Origin of the sequence: Streptomyces sp. NPDC007346, assembly GCF_040703535.1 — a bacterium.
Lineage (GTDB): Bacteria > Actinomycetota > Actinomycetes > Streptomycetales > Streptomycetaceae > Streptomyces.
In genome coordinates this window covers 1-20,813 of sequence record NZ_JBEYKR010000055.1, presented here as the reverse complement: position 1 = coordinate 20,813, position 20,813 = coordinate 1, and the positions used below count along the sequence as shown (strand labels likewise).

Below are 20,813 nucleotides of genomic sequence, written 5' to 3'. Positions count from 1 at the left end.
GCGCCATGCTCAGCGAACGCAGACTCGAAGTGCTGCGCGCCATCGTCCAGGACTATGTCGGCACCGAGGAGCCCGTCGGCTCCAAGGCGCTCACGGAGCGGCACCAGCTGGGGGTCTCCCCGGCCACCGTCCGCAACGACATGGCGGTGCTGGAGGACGAGGGCTTCATCGCGCAGCCGCACACGAGCGCGGGGCGCATCCCCACCGACAAGGGGTACCGCCTCTTCGTCGACAAGCTCGCCGGCGTCAAGCCGCTCTCCTCGCCCGAGCGCCGGGCCATCCAGAACTTCCTCGACGGCGCGGTCGACCTCGACGACGTGGTCGGCCGGACCGTACGGCTGCTCGCGCAGCTGACCCGGCAGGTCGCGGTCGTGCAGTACCCCTCGCTGACCCGCTCGACGGTGCGGCACGTGGAGCTGCTCTCGCTCGCCCCCGCCCGGCTGATGCTGGTCCTGATCACGGACACCGGCCGGGTCGAACAGCGTATGATCGACTGCCCCGCGCCCTTCGGCGAGGCATCCCTCGCGGATCTGCGTGCCCGGCTCAACAGCCGGGTCGTCGGACGCCGCTTCTCGGATGTCCCGCGGCTGGTGCGGGAGCTGCCGGAATCCTTCGACAGCGAGGACCGGGGAACGGTTTCCACGGTTCTTTCCACCCTCCTCGAAACCCTGGTCGAGGAGACGGAGGAGCGGCTGATGATCGGCGGCACCTCCAACCTCACCCGCTTCGGGCACGACTTCCCTGTGATGATCCGGCCGGTGCTGGAAGCACTGGAGGAGCAGGTCGTCCTGCTGAAGCTGCTCGGTGAGGCAACGGATTCAGCCATGACCGTGCGGATCGGGCACGAGAACGCCCACGAGGGCCTCACGTCCACGTCCGTCGTCGCGGTCGGCTACGGTTCGGGCGACGAGGCAGTCGCCAAACTCGGCGTGGTCGGACCGACCCGCATGGACTACCCCGGAACGATGGGAGCGGTACGCGCAGTGGCACGTTACGTCGGACAGATCCTGGCGGAGTCGTAAGTGGCCACGGACTACTACGCCGTACTCGGCGTGCGCCGCGACGCATCTCAGGACGAGATCAAGAAGGCATTCCGTCGGCTCGCCCGCGAGCTGCACCCGGATGTCAACCCGGATCCGAAGACCCAGGAGCGGTTCAAGGAGATCAACGCCGCCTACGAGGTGCTCTCGGACCCGCAGAAGAAGCAGGTCTACGACCTCGGCGGCGACCCGCTCTCCGGCAACGGCGGGGGCGGCGGCGCGGGCGGTTTCGGAGCCGGTGGCTTCGGCAACTTCTCCGACATCATGGACGCGTTCTTCGGCAACGCCGCGCAGCGCGGGCCCCGCTCGCGCACCCGGCGCGGCCAGGACGCCATGATCCGGCTGGAGATCGACCTCTCCGAGGCGGCCTTCGGCACCACCAAGGACATTCAGGTCGACACGGCGGTCGTCTGCAACACCTGCAGCGGCGAGGGCGCGGCCCCCGGCACCTCCGCCCAGACCTGTGACATGTGCCGCGGCCGCGGTGAGGTCTCGCAGGTCACCCGGTCCTTCCTGGGCCAGGTCATGACCTCGCGGCCCTGCCCGCAGTGCCAGGGCTTCGGTACGGTCGTGCCGACGCCGTGCCCGGAGTGCGCCGGCGACGGCCGTATCCGTTCGCGCCGCACGCTCACCGTCAAGATCCCCGCGGGCGTCGACAACGGCACGCGCATCCAGCTCGCCGGTGAGGGCGAGGTCGGCCCCGGCGGCGGCCCGCCCGGCGACCTGTACGTCGAGATCCACGAGGTGCCGCACACCGTCTTCCAGCGGCGCGGCGACGACCTGCACTGCACGGTCACCATCCCGATGACCGCGGCCGCCCTCGGCACCAAGTGTCCGCTGGAGACCCTGGACGGCGTCGAGGAGATCGACATCCGCCCCGGCACCCAGTCCGGCCAGTCCGTCCCCCTGCACGGGCGGGGCATCACCCACCTGCGCGGCGGTGGCCGGGGCGACCTCATCGTGCACGTCGAGGTGATCACCCCCTCCAAGCTCGACGCGGAACAGGAGCGGCTGCTGCGGGAGCTCTCCAAGCTGCGCGGCGAGGAGCGGCCTCTGGGCCAGTTTCAGCCAGGTCAGCAGGGGCTCTTCTCCCGGCTGAAGGACGCCTTCAACGGCCGCTGAAGCGTTTTCCGCCTTTCACCGCACCGCCCACCGGTTCTCCGCCGGTGGGCGGTGCGGCGTTCGGCGGGAGATCCGGTCATACCGCACGCTGGCTGATTCGGCCCTGTGCGACGGACGTGGCACGATGCGGTCATGTCCTCGTTGACCGATCTCTGCCGGTATCCGATCGTGCAGGCCCCCATGGCGGGCGGCGCTTCCGGACCTCAGCTCGCCGCGGCCGTCGCCGAGGCGGGCGGGCTCGGATTCCTGGCCGCCGGGTACAAGACGGCGGACGGCATGTACAACGAGATCAAACAGCTGCGCCGGCTCACCGGCGGCCCGTTCGGCGTCAACCTCTTCATGCCGCAGCCCGCGCTCGCCGACCCCAGCGCCGTCGAGGTCTACCGCCACCAGCTGGCCGGTGAGGCCGCCTGGTACGAGACCCCGCTCGGCGACCCCGACGGCAGCGGCGACGACGGGTACGAGGCGAAGGTCGCCATCCTGCTGGAGGACCCCGTCCCGGTGGTCTCCTTCACCTTCGGCTGCCCCGCCCGCGACACGCTCGACGCCTTCGCCAAGGCGGGGACGTACACCATCGTGACGGTCACCTCCCCCGAGGAGGCCCAGGCCGCCCAGTGGGCGGGCGCCGACGCCGTCTGCGTCCAGGGCGTCGAGGCGGGCGGCCACCAGTCCACCCACCGCGACGACCCGCAGGCCGACCACACCGGCACCGGGCTGCTCACCCTCGTCACCCAGGTCCGCGAGACCGTGCAGATCCCGATCGTCGCGGCGGGCGGCCTGATGCGCGGCTCGCAGATCGCCGCCGTCCTCGCGGCCGGAGCGGACGCCGCCCAGCTCGGCACCGCCTTCCTGATCTGCCCCGAGTCCGGCGCCCACCTCCTCCACAAGCAGGCCCTGACCAACCCGCTCTTCGTCCGCACCGAGCTGACCCGCGCCTTCTCCGGGCGCCCCGCGCGCGGCCTGGTCAACCGGTTCATCCGCGAACACGGCCCGTACGCCCCCGCCGCCTACCCCCAGGTTCACTACGTGACCACCGGGCTGCGCCAGGCCGCCGCCAAGGCCGGGGACGCCCAGGGCATGGCCCTGTGGGCGGGGCAGGGCCACCGGATGGCCCGCGAACTGCCCGCCGGTGAGCTGATCGAGCTGCTCGCCGCCGAACTGGAGGCCGCCAGGGCGGCCCTGAGCATGAGGAGCCCCCGGTGACCGCACCGGTCTTCGTCGTCGAACGGATGCCCACCGGGCCGGAGTTCGTGCTGGACGGGCCCGAGGGGCGGCACGCCGTGTCGGTCAGGCGGCTGGAGCCCGGCGAGGAGGTCGTCCTCACCGACGGGCTCGGCCACTGGGCGCAGGGCACCGTCCGCGCCGCCGAGGGCAAGGACCGGCTCACGGTCACCGTCGGCGCGCCCGTCCAGGAGGAGCCGGAGCCCGCGCCCCGCATCACCGTCGTCCAGGCGCTCCCCAAGGGCGACCGGGGCGAGCTGGCCGTCGAGACGATGACCGAGACCGGCGTCGACGCGATCGTGCCGTGGCAGGCCGCCCGCTGCGTCACTCGGTGGAAGGGCGAGCGGGGCGCCAAGTCCCTGGCGAAATGGCGCAGTACGGCACGGGAGGCGGGCAAGCAGTCCCGCCGGGTGCGCTTCCCCGAGGTGACCGAGGCCATGACGACCCAGCAGGTCGCCGCGCTGCTGGCCGGTGCCGGCTTCGCCGGGGTCCTGCACGAGGACCGCGACCACGACAGCACACCTCTCGCCACCGCCGAACTCCCCGCCACCGGCTCGATCGTGCTCGTCGTCGGCCCCGAGGGCGGCGTCTCCCCGCAGGAGCTGACCGCCTTCGCCGAGGCGGGCGCCCGCCCGTACCGGCTGGGCCGCAGCGTGCTGCGCACCTCCACCGCCGGGACGGCCGCGAGCGCGCTGCTCCTCGGACGCACCGGCCGCTGGGGATGACCTCGGGCCGGGCGACCGGAGTCCGGCGATAGCATGCCCGTACAACTGATCATCAGCGAACGAGGAGGCCCGGAGCCATGGCGGGAGAGCCGCAGACCGACTGCCTGTTCTGCAAGATCGTCTCGGGAGACATCCCGGCGACCATCGTCCGGGAGAGCGAGACCACCGTCTCCTTCCGCGACATCAACCCGCAGGCCCCGACCCACGTCCTGGTCATCCCCAAGGCCCACTACCCGGACGCGGCCTCGCTGGCCGCCGCCGAACCGCAGACCGCCGCCGACATGCTGCGCGAGGCCGGAGCGGTCGCCGCCGACGAGAAGGTGGACGGCAGCGGTTACCGGATCATCCTCAACACCGGCTCCGGCGCCGGCCAGACCGTCTTCCACGTGCACGCCCACGTCCTGGGCGGCCGCGGCCTCCAGTGGCCCCCCGGATAACCCCCTCCGCACAGCAGGAGCGTTTCCCCCATGTCCGTACGCGAGCTGGTGGTGCTCGGCACCGCCAGCCAGGTCCCCACCCGGCACCGCAACCACAACGGCTATCTGCTGCGCTGGGACGGCGAGGGCATCCTCTTCGACCCCGGCGAGGGCACCCAGCGCCAGATGCTGCGGGCCGGGGTCGCCGCGCACGACATCGACCGGATCTGCGTCACCCACTTCCACGGCGACCACTCCCTCGGGCTCGCCGGAGTGATCCAGCGCATCAACCTGGACCAGGTGCCCCACCCCGTCACCGCCCACTACCCGGCGAGCGGGCAGCACTTCTTCGACCGGCTGCGGTACGCCACCGCCTACCGCGAGAGTGTCGAGCTGGCCGAGGTCCCGGTCGCCGGGACCGGCGCGGTCCTCGCCACCACGGCCTCGTACACCCTGGACAGCCACCGGCTCTCGCACCCCGTCGAGTCCTACGGCTACCGCCTCACCGAGCCCGACACCCGCCGCATGCTGCCCGCCCTCCTCCAGGAGCACGGCATCGGCGGGCCCGACATCGGCCGCCTCCGGCGTGCGGGTGTCCTCGGCGGCGTCACCCTGGAGCAGGTCTCCGAGCACCGGCGCGGGCAGCGGTTCGCGTTCGTCATGGACACCCGGCTCTGCGACGGGGTGTACGCGCTCGCCGAGGCCTGCGACATGCTCGTCATCGAGTCGACCTTCCTCGACGAGGACGAGAAGCTGGCCACCGACCACGGCCACCTGACCGCCAAACAGGCCGCCCGGGTGGCGCAGGAGTCAGGCGTACGCCACCTCGTGCTGACCCACTTCTCGCAGCGCTACAGCGACCCGGAACTCTTCGGGAGCCAGGCCCGCGCCGCCGGGTTCGACGGCGAACTCACCGTCGCCCAGGACCTGACGCGGGTCCCGCTCCCCACCCGGCACCGCCCCTGAGACAACCGCACACCACCGAACAACCGCACCACCCCCGAAACAACCGCACCATTCGTTTGTGAGACACCGTGCACCTCCCCAAGGCAGAACTCCACCTCCACATCGAAGGCACCCTCGAACCCGAGCTGGCCTTCACCCTCGCGGAACGCAACGGGGTGGCCCTGCCGTACGCCACCGCCGACGAACTGCGCACGGCCTACCGGTTCGAGGACCTCCAGTCCTTCCTGGACCTCTACTACGCGCTCATGGCCGTGCTGCGTACGGAGGAGGACTTCACCGAACTCGCCGACGCCTACCTGGCCCGCGCCGCCGCCCAGGGCGTCCGGCACGCCGAGATCTTCTTCGACCCGCAGGCCCACACCGCCCGGGGCGTCCCCATCGGCACGGTCATCGAGGGGCTCGGCCGGGCACTGGAGCGCAGCGAGGAGACCCACGGCGTCTCCACCCAGCTCATCCTGTGCTTCCTGCGCGACCTCTCCGCCGAAGCGGCCCTCGGCACCCTCGACGCGGCCCGCCCCTACCTCCACCGCATCAGCGCCGTCGGCCTGGACTCCGCCGAGGTCGGCCACCCGCCCGCCAAGTTCCGCGAGGTGTACGAGGCGGCCACCGCGCTGGGGCTGCGCAAGGTGGCCCACGCGGGGGAGGAGGGGCCGCCGTCCTACATCCGCGAGGCCCTGGACGTCCTCGGCGTCGAGCGCGTCGACCACGGGCTGCGCTGCCTGGAGGACCCGGAGCTGGTGGCGCGGCTGGTCGCGGACCGGGTGCCGCTGACGCTCTGCCCGCTCTCCAACGTACGGTTGCGCACGGTCGACACGCTGAAGGACCACCCGCTGCCGCGGATGATGGCCGCGGGGCTGCTCTGCACGGTCAACTCCGACGACCCCGCCTACTTCGGCGGGTACGCCGGGGACAACTTCGACGCCGTCCGCGACGCGCTCGCCCTGGACCGGGAGCAGCTGCGCACCCTGGCCCGCAACTCCTTCGAGGCGGCCTTCCTCGACCACGACGAGGAGCGCCGGGCGCGCTACCTGTCCGAGGTCGAGGCGTACGCGTTCGACTGACCGGGCGCGCCGTCCGGACCGGCCGTCCGGATCGCGCTGCGCACCAGCCGCCCGCGCCGCAGGGCCGGTACGCGGAGTTCGGTGACGGCCTGCTCCGGTGAGCCGAGCTTCGGCACGGCACCGGACAGGTTGCCGGTGGTGGCGGCCAGCAGCGCGGCCGGGGCGCCACCGCGGCGGCGGACCGAGCCGGGCACCAGCGGACGGCCACCGGTGTGCAGCGCCACCGCGGTCACCGGGGCGGCGACCAGGAGGGTGGCCGCCCCCAGGACCAGCCCCATCGCCGGGTATCCGGCCTCCGCGGAGAGCACGCTGCCCAGGAGCGGGCCGCACGCCACGCCCACGGAGGAGGCCGAGCCCGCCAGGACCGCCCAGCGGCCGCGTACGTCCAGGGAGGCGGCCAGGCCGATCAGGTAGGAGAGGACCACCGGGTAGACGGTGTTCCACAGGATCTCGCCGGTCGCGAACGAGCCGAGGTCCCGGGCCGAGGAGGTGAGCACGATGCTCCCCGAGATGATCACGGTCCCGAGCCCGATCGGCACCGCCCGGCCGATCCGCGCGCCGAGGACCCCGGCGCCCATGACGCCCAGCAGCCCCGCGCCGAGTGCGGCGGCGAACACCGCGCCGACGGTCACCTCGGTCAGCCCCGCCTGGACCACGCCGATGCGGCTGCTGACGCCCCACAGCGCGTTCTGCGCCATGGACCAGACGAGCATGCCGCCCGCCAGGACGAGACCGGAGCGGCGGTGCGGCAGCGGGCCGGTGACCCGCGAGGCCGACTCCTCGGTGGCCATGGGGCCCTTCAGCCGGGCGGTCGCGGGCCAGACGAGCAGGGCGACCAGGGCGACCGAGGCGAACGGAAGCCGGTGGCCGCCGCCGAGGTGCGGGATCGTCAGATAGAGGGCGCCCGCCGTCGCGGAGACGGCGAGCAGCCCGAGCGAGGACGTCCGGTGCGGGTCGCGCCGCGCGGCGATCCCGGCCGCCGCGACCGCCGTCGCCGCCCCCGAGCCGAAGCCGCCCACCACGACGGAGGCCACCACCAGCGGCACGGACCCGGCCAGTGCGGCGCAGCCGTACCCCAGGGCGGCCAGCAGCAGACCGGCGCGGGCCGGGGTACGGGCCCCGTACCGCTCGACCCGGCCCGCCAGGACGAACCCGGCACTCGCCGAGCTCAACAGCAGAGCACTGCCGACCAGGCCCGCCTGAGCGGGGGTCAGCCCGAGATGGACGCTGAGGCGGCCGACGATGGTGGGGAGCAGATAGGAGGCGAGGTAGCCGGCGGTGAAGACGGCGACCAGGGGCCACGCGGCACGGCGCGAGGACATGGGCGTTTCCTGAAGACATGCCTGAGCAGGCAGGGGGAGGGGAGGGGGGTGGGGCGACGCGCGCAGGGCAGGGCGGAGCAGGCCAGGGCGGAGCCGGGCAGAGCGGAGCGATGCCGACGCGCGGAAAGGGGAATGCGGAGGAAATACGTGAAATACAAGGAGATGCGAGAAGTGCGGCTCTCGTCGGGCAACGTCCCCGAAGGTGCTCGCGGGGCAATTTGTATCAAGTGCCCGCGCCGACCGAAAGTCGCCTCGCTGTGATCTGAGCCACTTATGCGTTTATGGGCTAAGAACCCGGGTAGCAGCTCATGTTTGTGCAGGTCAGCTACGTACGTGGGTGAGCCTCCGCATCGGCGGGGAGTCTCCTCCCCCGCGCCCGGTATCGGGCAGACTGGCCGGATCTCACACTGTCCAGATCTGCCGCACGGCTGGGGAGCGCACGGTGAGCACTGACACTCCGGGTATCGACCCGCTGCTGGCGCTGCGCGCCCCGCAGGATCCCGCCTGCGACGTCTTCCTGACGGGCACGGTCTTCCTCGACATCATCTTCACCGGCCTCGACAGCGCCCCCGTGCGCGGCACCGAGTCCTGGGCCCGCGGGATGGGCTCCAGCCCCGGCGGCGTCGCCAACATGGCCACCGCGCTCGCCCGGCTCGGCCTGCACACCTCCCTCGCCGCCGCGTTCGGCGACGACCACTACGGCGAATACTGCTGGGACGCCCTCGAACAGGGCGAGGGCATCGACCTGTCGATGTCGCACACCGTCCCCGGCTGGCACTCCCCGGTCACCGTCTCCATGGCGTACGAGGGCGAGCGCACGATGGTCTCCCACGGCCACGAAGCCCCGGCACCGCCCGCCGGCACGGCCCCGGCGGGCACCACCACGACCGAGGGGATCACCACACCCTCGGGAACCACCGCACCCTCGGGAACCACCACCACCGCCACCACCGCGCCCGGCCCTGCCCTCCCCCAGTGCCCGCCGCGCGCCCGCGCCGCCATCGCCTCGCTCGTCCCGGGCCGCAGCGAACCCTGGGTCGCCACGGCCGCCCGGCACGGCGCGCTGATCTTCGCCGACGTCGGCTGGGACGAGACCGGCCGCTGGGACCTGGACGCGCTGCCCGACCTGGCCCACTGCGAGGCGTTCCTGCCCAACGCCGAGGAGGCGATGCGCTACACCCGTACCGACTGTCCGCGCGCCGCCGCCCACGTGCTGGCGGAGCGCGTCCCGCTCGCCGTGGTCACCCTGGGCGCCGAGGGCGCGTACGCCGTCGACGGGCGCACCGGCGCCGCCGCCCAGGTACCCGCCATCGAGGTGGAGGCGCTCGACCCGACCGGCGCCGGGGACGTCTTCGTCGCCGGATTCGTCACCGGCACCCTCGCGGACTGGCCGCTCGCCGACCGGCTCGCCTTCGCCGGGCTCACCGCCGCCCTCTCGGTCCAGGAGTTCGGCGGCTCCCTCTCCGCGCCCGGCTGGGCCGAGATCGCCGCCTGGTGGCAGCGGATCCGCACCTGCGAGAGCCAGGACCCCGCCGCCCTGGAGCGGTACGCCTTCCTGGAGGAACTGCTCCCCACCACGGCCCGCGCCTGGCCGCTGCGGCGCGCGGTCCCCACGATCGGCTTCCGGCAGTGAACGGGGCGCCGGCCTCCTCGTACACACGGCCGGTAAAAGGACTCCGCGTTGTCACCGCCAAGTCGTAGGCTTGGTGATCCAGAGGTTGTCGAGCAGCGAGAACCCTGCAACGGGAGGTATGCGCAGGCCCGAGGGCCGGCCCATGACGCAGTCACCCACACAGCCGCAGGCGCGTGCCCAGATCCGGATCCCGGCCGCACACCCCATGGTGATGCTCCTCGGATCGGGCGACTCGCTGTTGCGCGTGATCGAAGAGGCCTTCCCGGCGGCCGACATCCATGTCCGGGGCAACGAGATCAGTGCCACGGGCGAGGCGGCCGACGTCGCCCTCATCCAGCGCCTGTTCGACGAGATGATGCTCGTGCTCCGCACCGGAGCGCCGATGACGGAGGACGCAGTGGAACGGTCGATCGCCATGCTCAGGGCGGCCGGCACCGGCGAGGGAGACCCCCAGGGCGAGACACCCGCCGAGGTGCTCACCCAGAACATCCTCTCCAACCGCGGCCGCACCATCCGCCCCAAGACGCTCAACCAGAAGCGGTACGTCGACGCGATCGACGAGCACACGATCGTCTTCGGGATCGGCCCGGCGGGCACCGGCAAGACCTACCTCGCCATGGCCAAGGCGGTGCAGGCGCTCCAGTCCAAGCAGGTCAGCCGCATCATCCTGACCCGCCCCGCCGTCGAGGCGGGGGAGCGGCTCGGCTTCCTGCCGGGCACGCTCTTCGACAAGATCGACCCGTATCTGCGCCCGCTCTACGACGCCCTGCACGACATGCTCGACCCCGACTCGATCCCGCGGCTGATGGCGGCGGGCACGATCGAGGTCGCGCCGCTCGCCTACATGCGGGGGCGCACCCTGAACGACGCGTTCATCATCCTCGACGAGGCGCAGAACACCAGCGCCGAGCAGATGAAGATGTTCCTCACCCGCCTCGGCTTCGACTCCAAGATCGTCATCACCGGTGACATCACCCAGGTCGACCTGCCGAGCGGCACCAAGAGCGGGCTGCGCCAGGTCCAGGAGATCCTGGAGGGCCTGGACGACGTGCACTTCTCGCGCCTCACCTCCCAGGATGTCGTCCGGCACAAGCTCGTCGGCCGTATCGTCGACGCGTACGAGAAGTACGACAGCCGCAACGGTCAACGAGACGGTCAGTCGGACGGCCGGGAAGACGGCCGACGCGACCGCCGTAAAGGGAAGTAGTCGCAGGACACCATGTCGATCGATGTCAACAACGAGTCCGGAACCGAGGTCGACGAGCAGGCGATCCTCGACATCGCCCGCTACGCACTGGCCCGGATGCGGATCCACCCGCTGTCCGAGCTCTCGGTGATCGTGGTGGACACCGACGCCATGGAGCAGCTGCACATCCAGTGGATGGACCTCCCCGGTCCGACCGATGTCATGTCCTTCCCGATGGACGAGCTCCGTCCGCCGGCCAAGGACTCCGAGGAGCCTCCGCAAGGGCTCCTCGGAGACATCGTGCTCTGCCCGGAGGTCGCCAAGAAGCAGGGCGAAGAGTCACCGACGCAGCACTCCATGGACGAGGAGCTCCAGCTCCTGACCGTCCACGGGGTGCTGCATCTTCTGGGGTACGACCACGAGGAGCCCGACGAGAAGGCCGAGATGTTCGGCCTCCAGGCCGCCATCGTGGACGGCTGGCGCGGTGAGCGCGGGCTCACCGGCGCGTCCCCCGCCCCCACCGTCTCGTGATCGCTCCTCTGATCACCGGAGCCGTCCTGCTGGTCGTCATCGGCTGGCTGGCCGCCTGCGCCGAGGCGGGGCTCGCCCGTACGTCGAGTTTCCGGGCGGACGAGGCGGTCCGGGCCGGCCGGCGCGGCAGCGCGAAGCTGGCCCAGGTGGCCGCCGACCCGGTGCGCTATCTCAACGTGGCGCTGCTGGTGCGGGTCGCCTGCGAGGTGTCGGCCGGGGTGCTCGTCACCTACGTCTGCCTGCAGAAGTTCCCGGAGACCTGGGAGGCGCTCGCCTTCGCGATGGGCGTGATGGTCCTGGTCAGCTATGTCGCCGTCGGGGTCTCCCCGCGCACCATCGGCCGCCAGCACCCGCTGAACACGGCGACGGCCTCGGCGTACGTGCTGCTGCCGCTGGCCCGGATCATGGGCCCGATCCCGCAGCTGCTGATCCTCATCGGCAACGCGTTCACCCCCGGCAAGGGGTTCCGCAAGGGCCCGTTCGCCAGCGAGGCCGAGCTGCGCGCCATGGTCGACCTCGCGGAGGCGGAGTCGCTGATCGAGGACGACGAGCGCCGCATGGTGCACTCGGTCTTCGAGCTGGGCGACACCCTGGTCCGCGAGGTGATGGTGCCCCGCACCGACCTGGTCTCCATCGAGCGCTACAAGACGATCCGCCAGGCCCTCACCCTCGCCCTGCGCTCCGGCTTCTCCCGGATCCCGGTCACCGGGGAGAACGAGGACGACATCGTGGGGATCGTCTACCTCAAGGACCTGGTCCGCAAGACCCACATCAACCGCGAGTCCGAGGCCGACCCGGTCTCCACCGCGATGCGCCCCGCCGCCTTCGTCCCCGACACCAAGAACGCCGGGGACCTGCTGCGCGAGATGCAGCGGGACCGCAGCCACGTCGCCGTCGTCATCGACGAGTACGGCGGCACGGCGGGCATCGTCACGATCGAGGACATCCTGGAGGAGATCGTCGGCGAGATCACCGACGAGTACGACCGCGAGCTGCCGCCCGTCCAGAAGCTGGAGAACGGCTGCTACCGGGTGACCGCGCGGCTCGACATCGGGGACCTCGGCGACCTCTTCGGGCTCGACGAGTACGACGACGAGGATGTGGAGACCGTCGGCGGGCTGCTCGCCAAGGCGCTCGGCCGGGTGCCGATCGCCGGTGCGTCGGCCGTCGTCGAGCTGCCGGACAGCCGCAGGCTGCGGCTCACCGCGGAGTCCCCGGCCGGCCGCCGGAACAAGATCGTCACGGTGCTGGTGGAGCCCCAGGAGAAGGAAGCGGAGACGGAGACGGAGACGGTATGACGCCTGAGCGGCTGCGGGCCTTCTGCCTGGAGTTCAACGCGAGCGTGGAGGAGTTCCCGTTCGGCCCGGAGACCTCGGTCTTCAAGGTGCTCGGCAAGATGTTCGCCCTCACCGCGCTGGACGCGCGGCCCCTGACGGTGAACCTCAAGTGCGACCCGGACGAGGCGGTCCGGCTCCGCGAGGAGCACCCGGGGGCCGTCGTGCCCGGCTGGCACATGAGTAAGCGCCACTGGAACACGGTCACCGTCTCCGGCGTCCCGGACAGGCTGCTGCGCGAGCTGATCGAGGACTCCTACGACCTGGTGGTCGCCGGCCTCCCGAAGGCGGAGCGGCTCCGGCTGGACCGCCCCTAGCGTGCGCCCGGCGGATCTCGGCCGGGGCCGTCGAACACCGGCGTACGGTCCGGGCGTGGCCGGTTTCCGCCCCCTGCCACCCCGCCCACCCGGGGGGCGGCGCGGCCCGATGTGCCCGGTGCCGGGGTGAGTGGACCCTCACGGCCGGCCGCTTCGTATGCTCGTGCCATGACCGACACCACCGACCTCGACGCCGAGGACCGCAAGATCGTCACCCTGGCGCGCAGCGCCCGCGCCCGCAACGGTGTGGCCGAGGGCGCCGCCGTACGGGACGAGACGGGACGTACGTATGTGGCGGGCACCGTGGCGCTGGAGTCGCTGAAGCTGAGCGCCCTGCGGACCGCCGTCGCCATGGCGGTGGCCAGTGGCGCCACCTCGCTGGAGGCCGCCGCCGTCGTCTCCGCCGCCGAGACCCCCGCCGACGAGGACCGCGCCGCCGTACGGGACCTGGGCGGACCGGAGACGCCGGTGCTGCTCGCGGGCCCCGACGGCACCCTGCGGCTGCGGGTCACGGCGGGCTGACGGGCCGGGTCCGGAGGCGGTTCCGGCGCGTCCTGGCGGACCGCTGTACGGGAGCGCCGCCGCGATCGGGGAGAATGGTCGCCATGAGCGCTCGCCCGAACCAAGAATCCGCTGCCCCGCAAGCGGAGACCACCTCCCCCCACCGGGCCGGCTTCGCCTGCTTCGTGGGCCGCCCCAACGCGGGCAAGTCCACCCTCACGAACGCTCTGGTCGGCCAGAAGGTGGCGATCACCTCCAACCGCCCCCAGACCACCCGGCACACCGTGCGCGGCATCGTGCACCGCGACGACGCGCAGCTGATCCTGGTCGACACCCCCGGCCTCCACAAGCCGCGCACGCTCCTCGGCGAGCGGCTGAACGACGTGGTGCGCACCACCTGGGCCGAGGTCGACGTCATCGGCTTCTGCCTGCCCGCCGACCAGAAGCTCGGTCCGGGCGACAAGTACATCGTCAAGGAGCTCGCGGGGATCAAGAAGACCCCCAAGATCGCCATCATCACCAAGACCGACCTGGTCGAGTCCAAGGCGCTGGCCGAGCAGCTGCTCGCCGTCTCCGCCCTCGCCGACGAGCTGGGCTTCGAGTGGGCCGAGATCGTGCCGGTGTCGGCGGTCAAGGACCAGCAGGTGAGCCTGCTGGCCGACCTGATCGCCCCGCTGCTCCCCGAGAGCCCGCCGCTCTACCCGGAGGGCGACCTCACCGACGAGCCGGAGATGGTGATGGTCGCGGAGCTGATCCGCGAGGCCGCGCTGGAGGGCGTACGCGACGAGCTGCCGCACTCCATCGCCGTCGTGGTCGAGGAGATGCTGCCGCGCACGGACCGTCCGGCGGACAAGCCGCTGCTGGACATCCACGCCAACGTCTACATCGAGCGCCCCAGCCAGAAGGGCATCATCATCGGCCCGAAGGGCAAGCGGCTGAAGGAAGTCGGCACCAAGTCGCGCAAGCACATCGAGGCGCTGCTCGGCACCCCCGTCTTCCTCGATCTGCACGTGAAGGTCGCCAAGGACTGGCAGCGCGACCCGAAGCAGCTGCGCAAGCTGGGCTTCTAGGGGCCTGTCGGCGGACGGCAGTTCGACGACAGGCCTTGGGGGCCTTCTGGAGCGGGAGCCGGTCTCACGCGCCCTCCTTGAGGATGCGTGAGACCAGCGTGCGCTGGGCCCCGGTCAGATCGGGGTCAGCGCAGTACACGGTGCGGTCCCCGACCGTGATCCGGTAACGGAATCCGTCCGGCACCCCGGACGGCGACGCGTCCGGGGTGGAGGCGAGGACCTCCTCGGCGAGCGACTCCCACTCCGCCGCGTCCTCCCGCCCCTCGGTGTCGAGCTCGTGGTGGCGGGAGATGCCGGCGAAGCCGCCGGTCCGGGTGACCTGAATACGCATGGGGTCCTGTCTAGCCGGGGCCGGTCGCAGGCTCAAGCCCGCCCCACTCGGTTTCCGCGGCCGGCCGAACCCGCCTCACTCCGCGGTCGGGACGCCCACCTCGGACCAGGCCTTCAGGACCGCCTCCTTCTCACCGCGCTCCCCGAAGCGGTCGCCCGCCGCCGCGACCGTCAGCCGGGCGAACTCCGCGAAGTCCGCGGTGGCCGTCAGCTCGCCGCCGGTCAGCACGTCGAACCAGATCTGCCCGGCCCGCTCCCAGGCGTTGCCGCCCAGGGCGGTGGCCAGCAGGTAGAAGGCGCGGTTGGGGATGCCGGAGTTGATGTGGACCCCGCCGTTGTCCTCCTCCGTCTCGACGTACTCCTCCATCGACGCGGGCTGCGGGTCCTTGCCGAGCACATCGTCGTCGTACGCCGTGCCGGGGGCCTTCATCGAGCGCAGGGCGTCCCCGCTGACCCGGGGCGCCAGCAGCCCCGCGCCGATCAGCCAGTCGGCCTGCTCCGCGCTCTGGCCCAGTGAGTGCTGCTTGACCAGGGCGCCGAAGACGTCGGAGACGGACTCGTTGAGCGCGCCCGACTGGCCCTCGTAGCGCAGGTTGGCGGTGTACTGGGTCAGGCCGTGGGCCAGTTCGTGGGCGATGACGTCGATGGCGACGGTGAAGTCGAGGAAGATCTCCCCGTCACCGTCCCCGAAGACCATCTGCTCGCCGTCGAAGAACGCGTTGTTGTACTCGTTGCCGTAGTGGACGGAGCCGCTGAGCGGCAGCCCCTTGCCGTCGATCGAACTGCGCCCGTAGGCGGAGAGCAGCAGTTCGAAGGTGGCGCCGAGTCCGGCGTACGCGCGGTTGACGCTGGCGTCAGCGGTGGGCTTGTCGCCCTCGTCGCGGACCTTGGTGCCCGGCAGGGAGGTCCCGTTCTCACAGTCGTACAGGGTGCGGTGGGGCTTGGTGGGGACCGCGCCCGCCGTGGGGGTGACGGGCGCGGCGGCGAGGGCCGTCAGTCGACGGCGGTTACGGCGGAGGCCGTCGGCCTCCAGGGTGCGGCGGGCCGGATCGGCCAGCCGGGCGTCGCCGGAGTGCGACAGCTTGTCGAGGACGTGGGGCGGCACGATGGTGCAGAAGACGGGATGGAGCCTGTCGGTGTTGGTTCGAGGGTGCATGGAACGACTGTGGCACTCCGTCATCACTCTGTCACTGGTTGCGACGATGATTGACGAAATGGAGTGATGGGTCACCGTTTACCCCTCATCGATGCCCGGTCCCGCATACTGATACGGACCGACACCCCGGGTCACCCTCGGCTAGGCTCGTCGCATCATGCGTTTCGGGCTGCTTCTCCTTAGCTGCCGCGGCGAGGGCCTGTAGTCGTAGGCCGACCCCCTCCCCGCGGAGTCTGGTGCTGCAGCGACACCGTCGGCCGACCCCATGTCGGACCCCGAGGAGCCCTACGCCATGACCACCGTGAACCCCGCCGGTGCTGTGAACCCCGCCGAGAATTCCGTCGGCCGCCCCACGCCCGTCACCAACGCGACGCAGCTCCAGAAGCCGTCCGGGATGCCGGTCCACAAGTACCGCGGTTACGAGGCCGTGGACATCGCGGACCGCACCTGGCCGGACAACCGGATCACCGCCGCCCCCCGCTGGCTGTCCACCGATCTGCGCGACGGCAACCAGGCGCTGATCGACCCGATGTCCCCGGCCCGCAAGCGCGAGATGTTCGACCTGCTCGTACGCATGGGCTACAAGGAGATCGAGGTCGGCTTCCCGTCCTCCGGCGAGACCGACTTCGCCTTCGTCCGCTCCATCATCGAAGAGGGCGCGATCCCCGAGGACGTGACGATCTCCGTCCTGACGCAGGCCCGCGAGGAGCTGATCGAGCGGACCGTGGAGTCGCTGGTCGGCGCGCGCCGGGCCACCGTCCACCTGTACAACGCCACCGCCCCCACCTTCCGCCGCGTGGTCTTCCGGGGCTCGCGCGAGCAGGTCAAGCAGATCGCGGTGGACGGCACCCGGCTGGTCATGGAGTACGCCGAGAAGATCCTGGGCCCCGAGACGGTCTTCGGCTACCAGTACAGCCCGGAGATCTTCACCGACACCGAGCTGGACTTCGCCCTGGAGGTCTGCGAGGCGGTCTGTGACGTCTGGCAGCCCGAGGAGGGCCGCGAGATCATCCTCAACCTGCCCGCCACCGTGGAGCGTTCGACGCCCTCCACCCACGCGGACCGCTTCGAGTGGATGTCGCGCAACCTGACCCGCCGCGAGCACGTGTGCCTGTCGGTCCACCCGCACAACGACCGGGGCACCGCCGTGGCCGCCGCCGAGCTGGCCATCATGGCCGGCGCCGACCGCATCGAGGGCTGCCTGTTCGGCCAGGGCGAGCGCACCGGCAACGTCGACCTGGTCACCCTGGGCATGAACCTGTTCTCGCAGGGCGTGGACCCGCAGATCGACTTCTCGCAGATCGACGAGATCCGCCGCACCAGCGAGTACTGCAACCAGATGGAGATCCACCCGCGCCACCCGTACGCGGGCGACCTGGTCTACACCGCCTTCTCCGGCTCCCACCAGGACGCCATCAAGAAGGGCTTCGACGCGATGGAGCGGGAGGCGGCGGCCCAGGGGAAGACGGTCGACGACATCGAGTGGGCCGTGCCCTACCTGCCGATCGACCCGAAGGACGTCGGCCGCTCCTACGAGGCGGTCATCCGGGTCAACTCGCAGTCCGGAAAGGGCGGCATCGCGTACGTCCTGAAGAACGACCACAAGCTGGACCTGCCGCGCCGGATGCAGATCGAGTTCTCCCGGATCATTCAGGCCAAGACCGACGCCGAGGGCGGCGAGGTCACCCCGACCCAGATCTGGTCCACCTTCCAGGACGAGTACCTGCCCAACCCGGAGAACGCCTGGGGACGCATCCAGCTGCGTTCCGGCCAGACCACCACCGACACCGACGGCAGGGACACCCTGACCGTCGAGGCCACCGTGGACGGCACGGACACCGTGCTGACCGGAACGGGCAACGGCCCGATCTCCGCGTTCTTCGAAGCGCTGCAGGCCATCGGCATCGACGCCCGGCTGCTGGACTACACCGAGCACACGATGAGCGAGGGGGCCAGCGCCCAGGCCGCCTCGTACATCGAGTGCGCGATCGACGGCAAGGTCCTGTGGGGCATCGGCATCGACGCCAACACCACCCGCGCCTCGCTCAAGGCGGTCGTCTCCGCCGTCAACCGCGCCTCCCGCTGAGCGGGCCGGGCGCCCTCCGGCCCGTCGTCGAACAGACGTCCGCTTTGACCCCGTAAGGCAGCAGTCCCCGAACCCCGACCACCCGCTCCGGGCGGTCGGGGTTCGGCCATATCCGAGGGTTGTGACCTCCGGGATACTGACGCCACCTCGCGCATGTGGCTAACATCACGTCCAACACACGGCAATGTTGCCGGAGCGTTACGGAGGTGTGCGACGTGCGGTCAGCCAAAGGACAACGCGCTCTGAGGCCGGTCTTCTGCGGCATCCGCACGGTGTGGGACGCCGTCGGCGACGGCGCCTTCTTCTGCTCCGGCTGCGGGGGCGACCGCAACTACCGCCGCCTCACCGGCCGCCGCCGCCTCACCGTCCTCGGCATCCCGCTGGCCCGCCGGGGCGAGGCCGGGCCCGTCGTGGAGTGCGGCGCCTGCCGCGCCCGCTTCGCCCCCGACGCCCTGGACCACCCCACCACCACCCGGTTCTCCTCGATGCTCCGGGAGGCCGTCCACACCGTCACCCTGGCCGTCCTCGCGGCCGGCGGGACCACCTCCCGTACGGTGCTGGACGCCGCGGTCGAGGTCGTACGCGACGCGGGGCTCGACGACTGCACCCAGGAGCAGCTGTACACCGTGGTGGAGGTGCTGGCCGCCGACACCGGGTACGGCGGCCGCTCGGACCCGGCGGCCGAGGCGTGCGGCCCCGCCCTCGCCATCGAGCTGCACGAGGTCCTGGCCCCGCTCGCCCCGCACCTGGCCACCGCGGGCCGCGAGTCGGTCCTGCTCCAGGGCGCCCGGATCGCGCTCGCCGACGGGCCCTACAGCCCGGCCGAGCGCGAGGTGCTGACGACGGTGGGCGGCGCCCTGAAGCTCCCGGCCGACGACACGGCCCGCCTGCTCGCCGCGGCGGCGCGCACGCCTTCCTAGGCCTCCTGGGGGCCTACGGCCGTCCGGGTGTGCGCGACAATGGCCCCATGAGCTTGTTCCGGGACGACGGCGTCGTGCTGCGTACGCAGAAACTGGGCGAGGCCGACCGGATCATCACGATCCTGACCCGCGGCCACGGCCGGGTCCGCGCTGTCGCCCGGGGGGTGCGCCGCACCAAGTCCAAGTTCGGCGCCCGCCTGGAGCCCTTCTCCCATGTCGACGTGCAGTTCTTCGCCCGGGGCAGCGAGCTGATCGGCCGCGGCCTGCCGCTCTGCACCCAGAGCGAGACCATCGCCCCGTACGGCGGCGGGATCGTCGCCGACTACGCCCGCTACACGGCCGGCACCGCGATGCTGGAGACCGCCGAGCGGTTCACCGACCACGAGGGCGAGCCGGCCGTCCAGCAGTACCTGCTGCTCGTCGGCGGCCTGCGCACCCTCGCCCGGGGCGAGCACGCGCCCCACCTGATCCTGGACGCGTTCCTGCTGCGCTCGCTCGCGGTGAACGGGTACGCGCCCAGCTTCGAGGACTGCGCCAAGTGCGGTATGCCGGGGCCGAACCGGTTCTTCTCCGTCGCGGCGGGGGGCGTCATATGCGGTGACTGCCGGGTCCCCGGCAGCGTCGTACCCTCGGCACAGGCCCTGGGGCTGCTGAGCGCGCTGCTCAGCGGCGACTGGGCGACGGCGGACGCGTGCGAGGCGCGTCATGTCAGGGAGGGGAGCGGGCTGGTGTCCGCCTATCTGCACTGGCATCTGGAGCGCGGTCTGCGCTCGCTGCGGTACGTGGAGAAGTGACGCGGGCCCTGAGAGCGGCGCGTTGCGTGAAGAAGTGACGCGGGCCCTGAGAGAGCGACGCGTTGCGTGAAGAAGTGACACAGGGAGACTGAGAACCTCATGGCAGTACGCGGGATCCTCGGCGGCCGTAACCGGCGCACGTACAAGACCCCCGAGCCGCACCCCTCGGGCGCGACGCCTCCGAAGATCCCCGGCGAGCTGGTGCCCCAGCATGTCGCCGTCGTGATGGACGGTAACGGCCGCTGGGCCAAGGAGCGGGGTCTGCCCCGCACCGAGGGCCACAAGGTCGGTGAGGGCGTCGTCATGGACGTTCTCAAGGGGTGCATCGAGATGGGCGTCAAGAACCTCTCGCTCTACGCCTTCTCCACGGAGAACTGGAAGCGCTCGCCGGACGAGGTGAAGTTCCTGATGAACTTCAACCGCGACGTGATCCGCCGCCGCCGCGACGAGATGGACGAGCTCGGCATCCGTATCCGCTGGGTGGGCCGCATGCCCAAGCTGTGGAAGTCCGTCGTCCAGGAGCTCCAGGTCGCCCAGGAGCAGACCAAGGACAACGACAGGATGACGCTGTACTTCTGCGTCAACTACGGCGGCCGCGCCGAGATCGCGGACGCCGCGCAGCGCATCGCCCAGGACGTGGCGGCCGGGAGGCTCGATCCGTCGAAGGTCAACGAGAAGACGTTCCAGAAGTACATCTACTACCCGGACATGCCGGACGTGGACCTCTTCGTGCGCCCCAGCGGCGAGCAGCGCACCTCGAACTACCTGATCTGGCAGAGCGCGTACGCCGAGATGGTGTTCCAGGACGTTCTGTGGCCGGATTTCGACCGCCGGGACCTGTGGCGGGCCTGCCTGGAGTACGCCCAGCGCGACCGCCGCTTCGGCGGGGCGGAGGCCGTGGAGGCGGCGGAGGCCGCCGAGAAGTGATGTGAGGAGTGCGGGAAGTGGCGTGAGGAGTCACGCGGAAGGGGCGGGTCCGGGACGTGCAGACGTCCCGGCTGGAGGGCTGAGGGTCCCATCGCGGAACAAGCCCGCGCCTGCAAGGAAGGCAGTGATCCCTGTGGGAGCGGGCTTGACCCGCG

At 71.4% G+C, this 20,813-nt stretch carries 21 protein-coding genes; 18 read left to right on the top strand and 3 right to left on the bottom strand.

Annotated elements, in window-relative coordinates:
• Positions 1-5: 5 nt before the first annotated feature.
• The 7 genes from hrcA to AB0917_RS16800 all read left to right on the top strand — a co-directional run bounded on the left by hrcA (position 6) and on the right by AB0917_RS16800 (position 6,551).
• Positions 6-1,022, top strand: a complete 1,017-nt coding sequence (gene hrcA / locus AB0917_RS16830) for a heat-inducible transcriptional repressor HrcA (RefSeq protein ID WP_366820298.1) — start codon at positions 6-8, stop codon at positions 1,020-1,022.
• The gene (dnaJ, locus tag AB0917_RS16825; protein WP_366820297.1) at positions 1,023-2,162 is read left to right on the top strand and encodes a molecular chaperone DnaJ; all 1,140 of its coding nucleotides are present in this window, start codon (positions 1,023-1,025) and stop codon (positions 2,160-2,162) included.
• A 132-nt stretch (positions 2,163-2,294) separates the two neighbouring features.
• Positions 2,295-3,365, top strand: a complete 1,071-nt coding sequence (locus tag AB0917_RS16820; RefSeq protein ID WP_366820296.1) for a nitronate monooxygenase — start codon at positions 2,295-2,297, stop codon at positions 3,363-3,365.
• Positions 3,362-4,108 (top strand): 16S rRNA (uracil(1498)-N(3))-methyltransferase, encoded by a 747-nt coding sequence (locus tag AB0917_RS16815; RefSeq protein WP_366820295.1) that lies wholly within the window; start codon positions 3,362-3,364, stop codon positions 4,106-4,108. Before AB0917_RS16820 ends, AB0917_RS16815 begins: the two co-directional genes overlap by 4 nt.
• Positions 4,109-4,185: 77 nt before the next feature.
• Positions 4,186-4,545 carry a histidine triad nucleotide-binding protein gene (locus AB0917_RS16810; RefSeq protein WP_366820294.1) on the top strand — a complete coding sequence of 120 codons (360 nt, stop codon included), beginning with the start codon at positions 4,186-4,188 and terminating at the stop codon, positions 4,543-4,545.
• 30 nt (positions 4,546-4,575) lie between these two features.
• The gene (locus AB0917_RS16805; RefSeq protein WP_366820293.1) at positions 4,576-5,490 is read left to right on the top strand and encodes a ribonuclease Z; all 915 of its coding nucleotides are present in this window, start codon (positions 4,576-4,578) and stop codon (positions 5,488-5,490) included.
• A 68-nt stretch (positions 5,491-5,558) separates the two neighbouring features.
• Positions 5,559-6,551 (top strand): adenosine deaminase, encoded by a 993-nt coding sequence (locus tag AB0917_RS16800; protein ID WP_366820292.1) that lies wholly within the window; start codon positions 5,559-5,561, stop codon positions 6,549-6,551.
• Here AB0917_RS16800 and AB0917_RS16795 read toward each other — a convergent pair.
• Positions 6,515-7,873 (bottom strand): MFS transporter, encoded by a 1,359-nt coding sequence (locus AB0917_RS16795; RefSeq protein WP_366820291.1) that lies wholly within the window; start codon positions 7,871-7,873, stop codon positions 6,515-6,517. The genes AB0917_RS16800 and AB0917_RS16795 overlap by 37 nt on opposite strands.
• Before the next feature lie 442 nt (positions 7,874-8,315).
• Between AB0917_RS16795 and AB0917_RS16790 the strand changes: the two genes are divergently transcribed.
• The 7 genes from AB0917_RS16790 (at position 8,316) to era (ending at position 14,445) form a co-directional block, all read left to right on the top strand.
• Entirely contained in the window at positions 8,316-9,506 is a 1,191-nt protein-coding gene (locus tag AB0917_RS16790) for a PfkB family carbohydrate kinase (RefSeq protein WP_366820290.1), read from the top strand.
• A gap of 142 nt (positions 9,507-9,648) precedes the next feature.
• Positions 9,649-10,713 carry a PhoH family protein gene (locus AB0917_RS16785; protein WP_366820289.1) on the top strand — a complete coding sequence of 355 codons (1,065 nt, stop codon included), beginning with the start codon at positions 9,649-9,651 and terminating at the stop codon, positions 10,711-10,713.
• Positions 10,714-10,725: 12 nt separating this feature from the next.
• Positions 10,726-11,223 (top strand): rRNA maturation RNase YbeY, encoded by a 498-nt coding sequence (ybeY, locus tag AB0917_RS16780; protein ID WP_366820288.1) that lies wholly within the window; start codon positions 10,726-10,728, stop codon positions 11,221-11,223.
• Complete coding sequence (locus tag AB0917_RS16775) at positions 11,220-12,521, top strand: hemolysin family protein (RefSeq protein WP_366820287.1); 1,302 nt, start codon at positions 11,220-11,222, stop codon at positions 12,519-12,521. The genes ybeY and AB0917_RS16775 overlap by 4 nt, the downstream gene beginning before the upstream one ends.
• Positions 12,518-12,874, top strand: coding sequence for an MmcQ/YjbR family DNA-binding protein (locus AB0917_RS16770; protein WP_366820286.1), 357 nt, complete (start codon positions 12,518-12,520; stop codon positions 12,872-12,874). Before AB0917_RS16775 ends, AB0917_RS16770 begins: the two co-directional genes overlap by 4 nt.
• Before the next feature lie 168 nt (positions 12,875-13,042).
• Positions 13,043-13,396: a cytidine deaminase gene (locus tag AB0917_RS16765; protein ID WP_366820285.1), complete on the top strand. Its 354-nt coding sequence runs from the start codon at positions 13,043-13,045 to the stop codon at positions 13,394-13,396.
• 83 nt (positions 13,397-13,479) lie between these two features.
• Positions 13,480-14,445 (top strand): GTPase Era, encoded by a 966-nt coding sequence (era, locus tag AB0917_RS16760; RefSeq protein ID WP_366820284.1) that lies wholly within the window; start codon positions 13,480-13,482, stop codon positions 14,443-14,445.
• Between the two features lie 64 nt (positions 14,446-14,509).
• Here era and AB0917_RS16755 read toward each other — a convergent pair whose 3' ends face one another.
• On the bottom strand, positions 14,510-14,776 hold the full coding sequence (locus AB0917_RS16755; RefSeq protein WP_366820283.1) for a protealysin inhibitor emfourin: 267 nt from the start codon (positions 14,774-14,776) through the stop codon (positions 14,510-14,512).
• A 75-nt stretch (positions 14,777-14,851) separates the two neighbouring features.
• On the bottom strand, positions 14,852-15,931 hold the full coding sequence (locus tag AB0917_RS16750) for a M4 family metallopeptidase (RefSeq protein ID WP_366820282.1): 1,080 nt from the start codon (positions 15,929-15,931) through the stop codon (positions 14,852-14,854).
• A 292-nt stretch (positions 15,932-16,223) separates the two neighbouring features.
• On the opposite strand from AB0917_RS16750, the gene leuA reads away from it, so the two are divergent.
• The 4 genes from leuA to AB0917_RS16730 all read left to right on the top strand — a co-directional run bounded on the left by leuA (position 16,224) and on the right by AB0917_RS16730 (position 20,658).
• Positions 16,224-18,017, top strand: a complete 1,794-nt coding sequence (leuA, locus tag AB0917_RS16745; RefSeq protein WP_366820281.1) for a 2-isopropylmalate synthase — start codon at positions 16,224-16,226, stop codon at positions 18,015-18,017.
• A gap of 215 nt (positions 18,018-18,232) precedes the next feature.
• Entirely contained in the window at positions 18,233-18,937 is a 705-nt protein-coding gene (locus AB0917_RS16740; protein ID WP_366820280.1) for a TerB family tellurite resistance protein, read from the top strand.
• A gap of 47 nt (positions 18,938-18,984) precedes the next feature.
• On the top strand, positions 18,985-19,731 hold the full coding sequence (gene recO / locus AB0917_RS16735) for a DNA repair protein RecO (RefSeq protein ID WP_015608421.1): 747 nt from the start codon (positions 18,985-18,987) through the stop codon (positions 19,729-19,731).
• 99 nt (positions 19,732-19,830) lie between these two features.
• Positions 19,831-20,658, top strand: coding sequence for an isoprenyl transferase (locus AB0917_RS16730; protein WP_366820279.1), 828 nt, complete (start codon positions 19,831-19,833; stop codon positions 20,656-20,658).
• Positions 20,659-20,813: the final 155 nt, after the last annotated feature.

What these genes read in the sequence shown, in the direction of transcription:
- hrcA (WP_366820298.1), top strand. Translation starts at nt 6, where the DNA reads ATGCTCAGCGAACGCAGACTCGAAGTGCTGCGCGCCATCGTCCAGGAC.
- AB0917_RS16820 (WP_366820296.1), top strand. Translation starts at nt 2,295, where the DNA reads ATGTCCTCGTTGACCGATCTCTGCCGGTATCCGATCGTGCAGGCCCCC.
- AB0917_RS16810 (WP_366820294.1), top strand. Translation starts at nt 4,186, where the DNA reads ATGGCGGGAGAGCCGCAGACCGACTGCCTGTTCTGCAAGATCGTCTCG.
- AB0917_RS16805 (WP_366820293.1), top strand. Translation starts at nt 4,576, where the DNA reads ATGTCCGTACGCGAGCTGGTGGTGCTCGGCACCGCCAGCCAGGTCCCC.
- AB0917_RS16795 (WP_366820291.1), bottom strand. Translation starts at nt 7,873, where the DNA reads ATGTCCTCGCGCCGTGCCGCGTGGCCCCTGGTCGCCGTCTTCACCGCC.
- AB0917_RS16785 (WP_366820289.1), top strand. Translation starts at nt 9,649, where the DNA reads ATGACGCAGTCACCCACACAGCCGCAGGCGCGTGCCCAGATCCGGATC.
- ybeY (WP_366820288.1), top strand. Translation starts at nt 10,726, where the DNA reads ATGTCGATCGATGTCAACAACGAGTCCGGAACCGAGGTCGACGAGCAG.
- AB0917_RS16770 (WP_366820286.1), top strand. Translation starts at nt 12,518, where the DNA reads ATGACGCCTGAGCGGCTGCGGGCCTTCTGCCTGGAGTTCAACGCGAGC.
- AB0917_RS16765 (WP_366820285.1), top strand. Translation starts at nt 13,043, where the DNA reads ATGACCGACACCACCGACCTCGACGCCGAGGACCGCAAGATCGTCACC.
- era (WP_366820284.1), top strand. Translation starts at nt 13,480, where the DNA reads ATGAGCGCTCGCCCGAACCAAGAATCCGCTGCCCCGCAAGCGGAGACC.
- AB0917_RS16755 (WP_366820283.1), bottom strand. Translation starts at nt 14,776, where the DNA reads ATGCGTATTCAGGTCACCCGGACCGGCGGCTTCGCCGGCATCTCCCGC.
- AB0917_RS16750 (WP_366820282.1), bottom strand. Translation starts at nt 15,931, where the DNA reads ATGCACCCTCGAACCAACACCGACAGGCTCCATCCCGTCTTCTGCACC.
- leuA (WP_366820281.1), top strand. Translation starts at nt 16,224, where the DNA reads ATGACCACCGTGAACCCCGCCGGTGCTGTGAACCCCGCCGAGAATTCC.
- recO (WP_015608421.1), top strand. Translation starts at nt 18,985, where the DNA reads ATGAGCTTGTTCCGGGACGACGGCGTCGTGCTGCGTACGCAGAAACTG.
- AB0917_RS16730 (WP_366820279.1), top strand. Translation starts at nt 19,831, where the DNA reads ATGGCAGTACGCGGGATCCTCGGCGGCCGTAACCGGCGCACGTACAAG.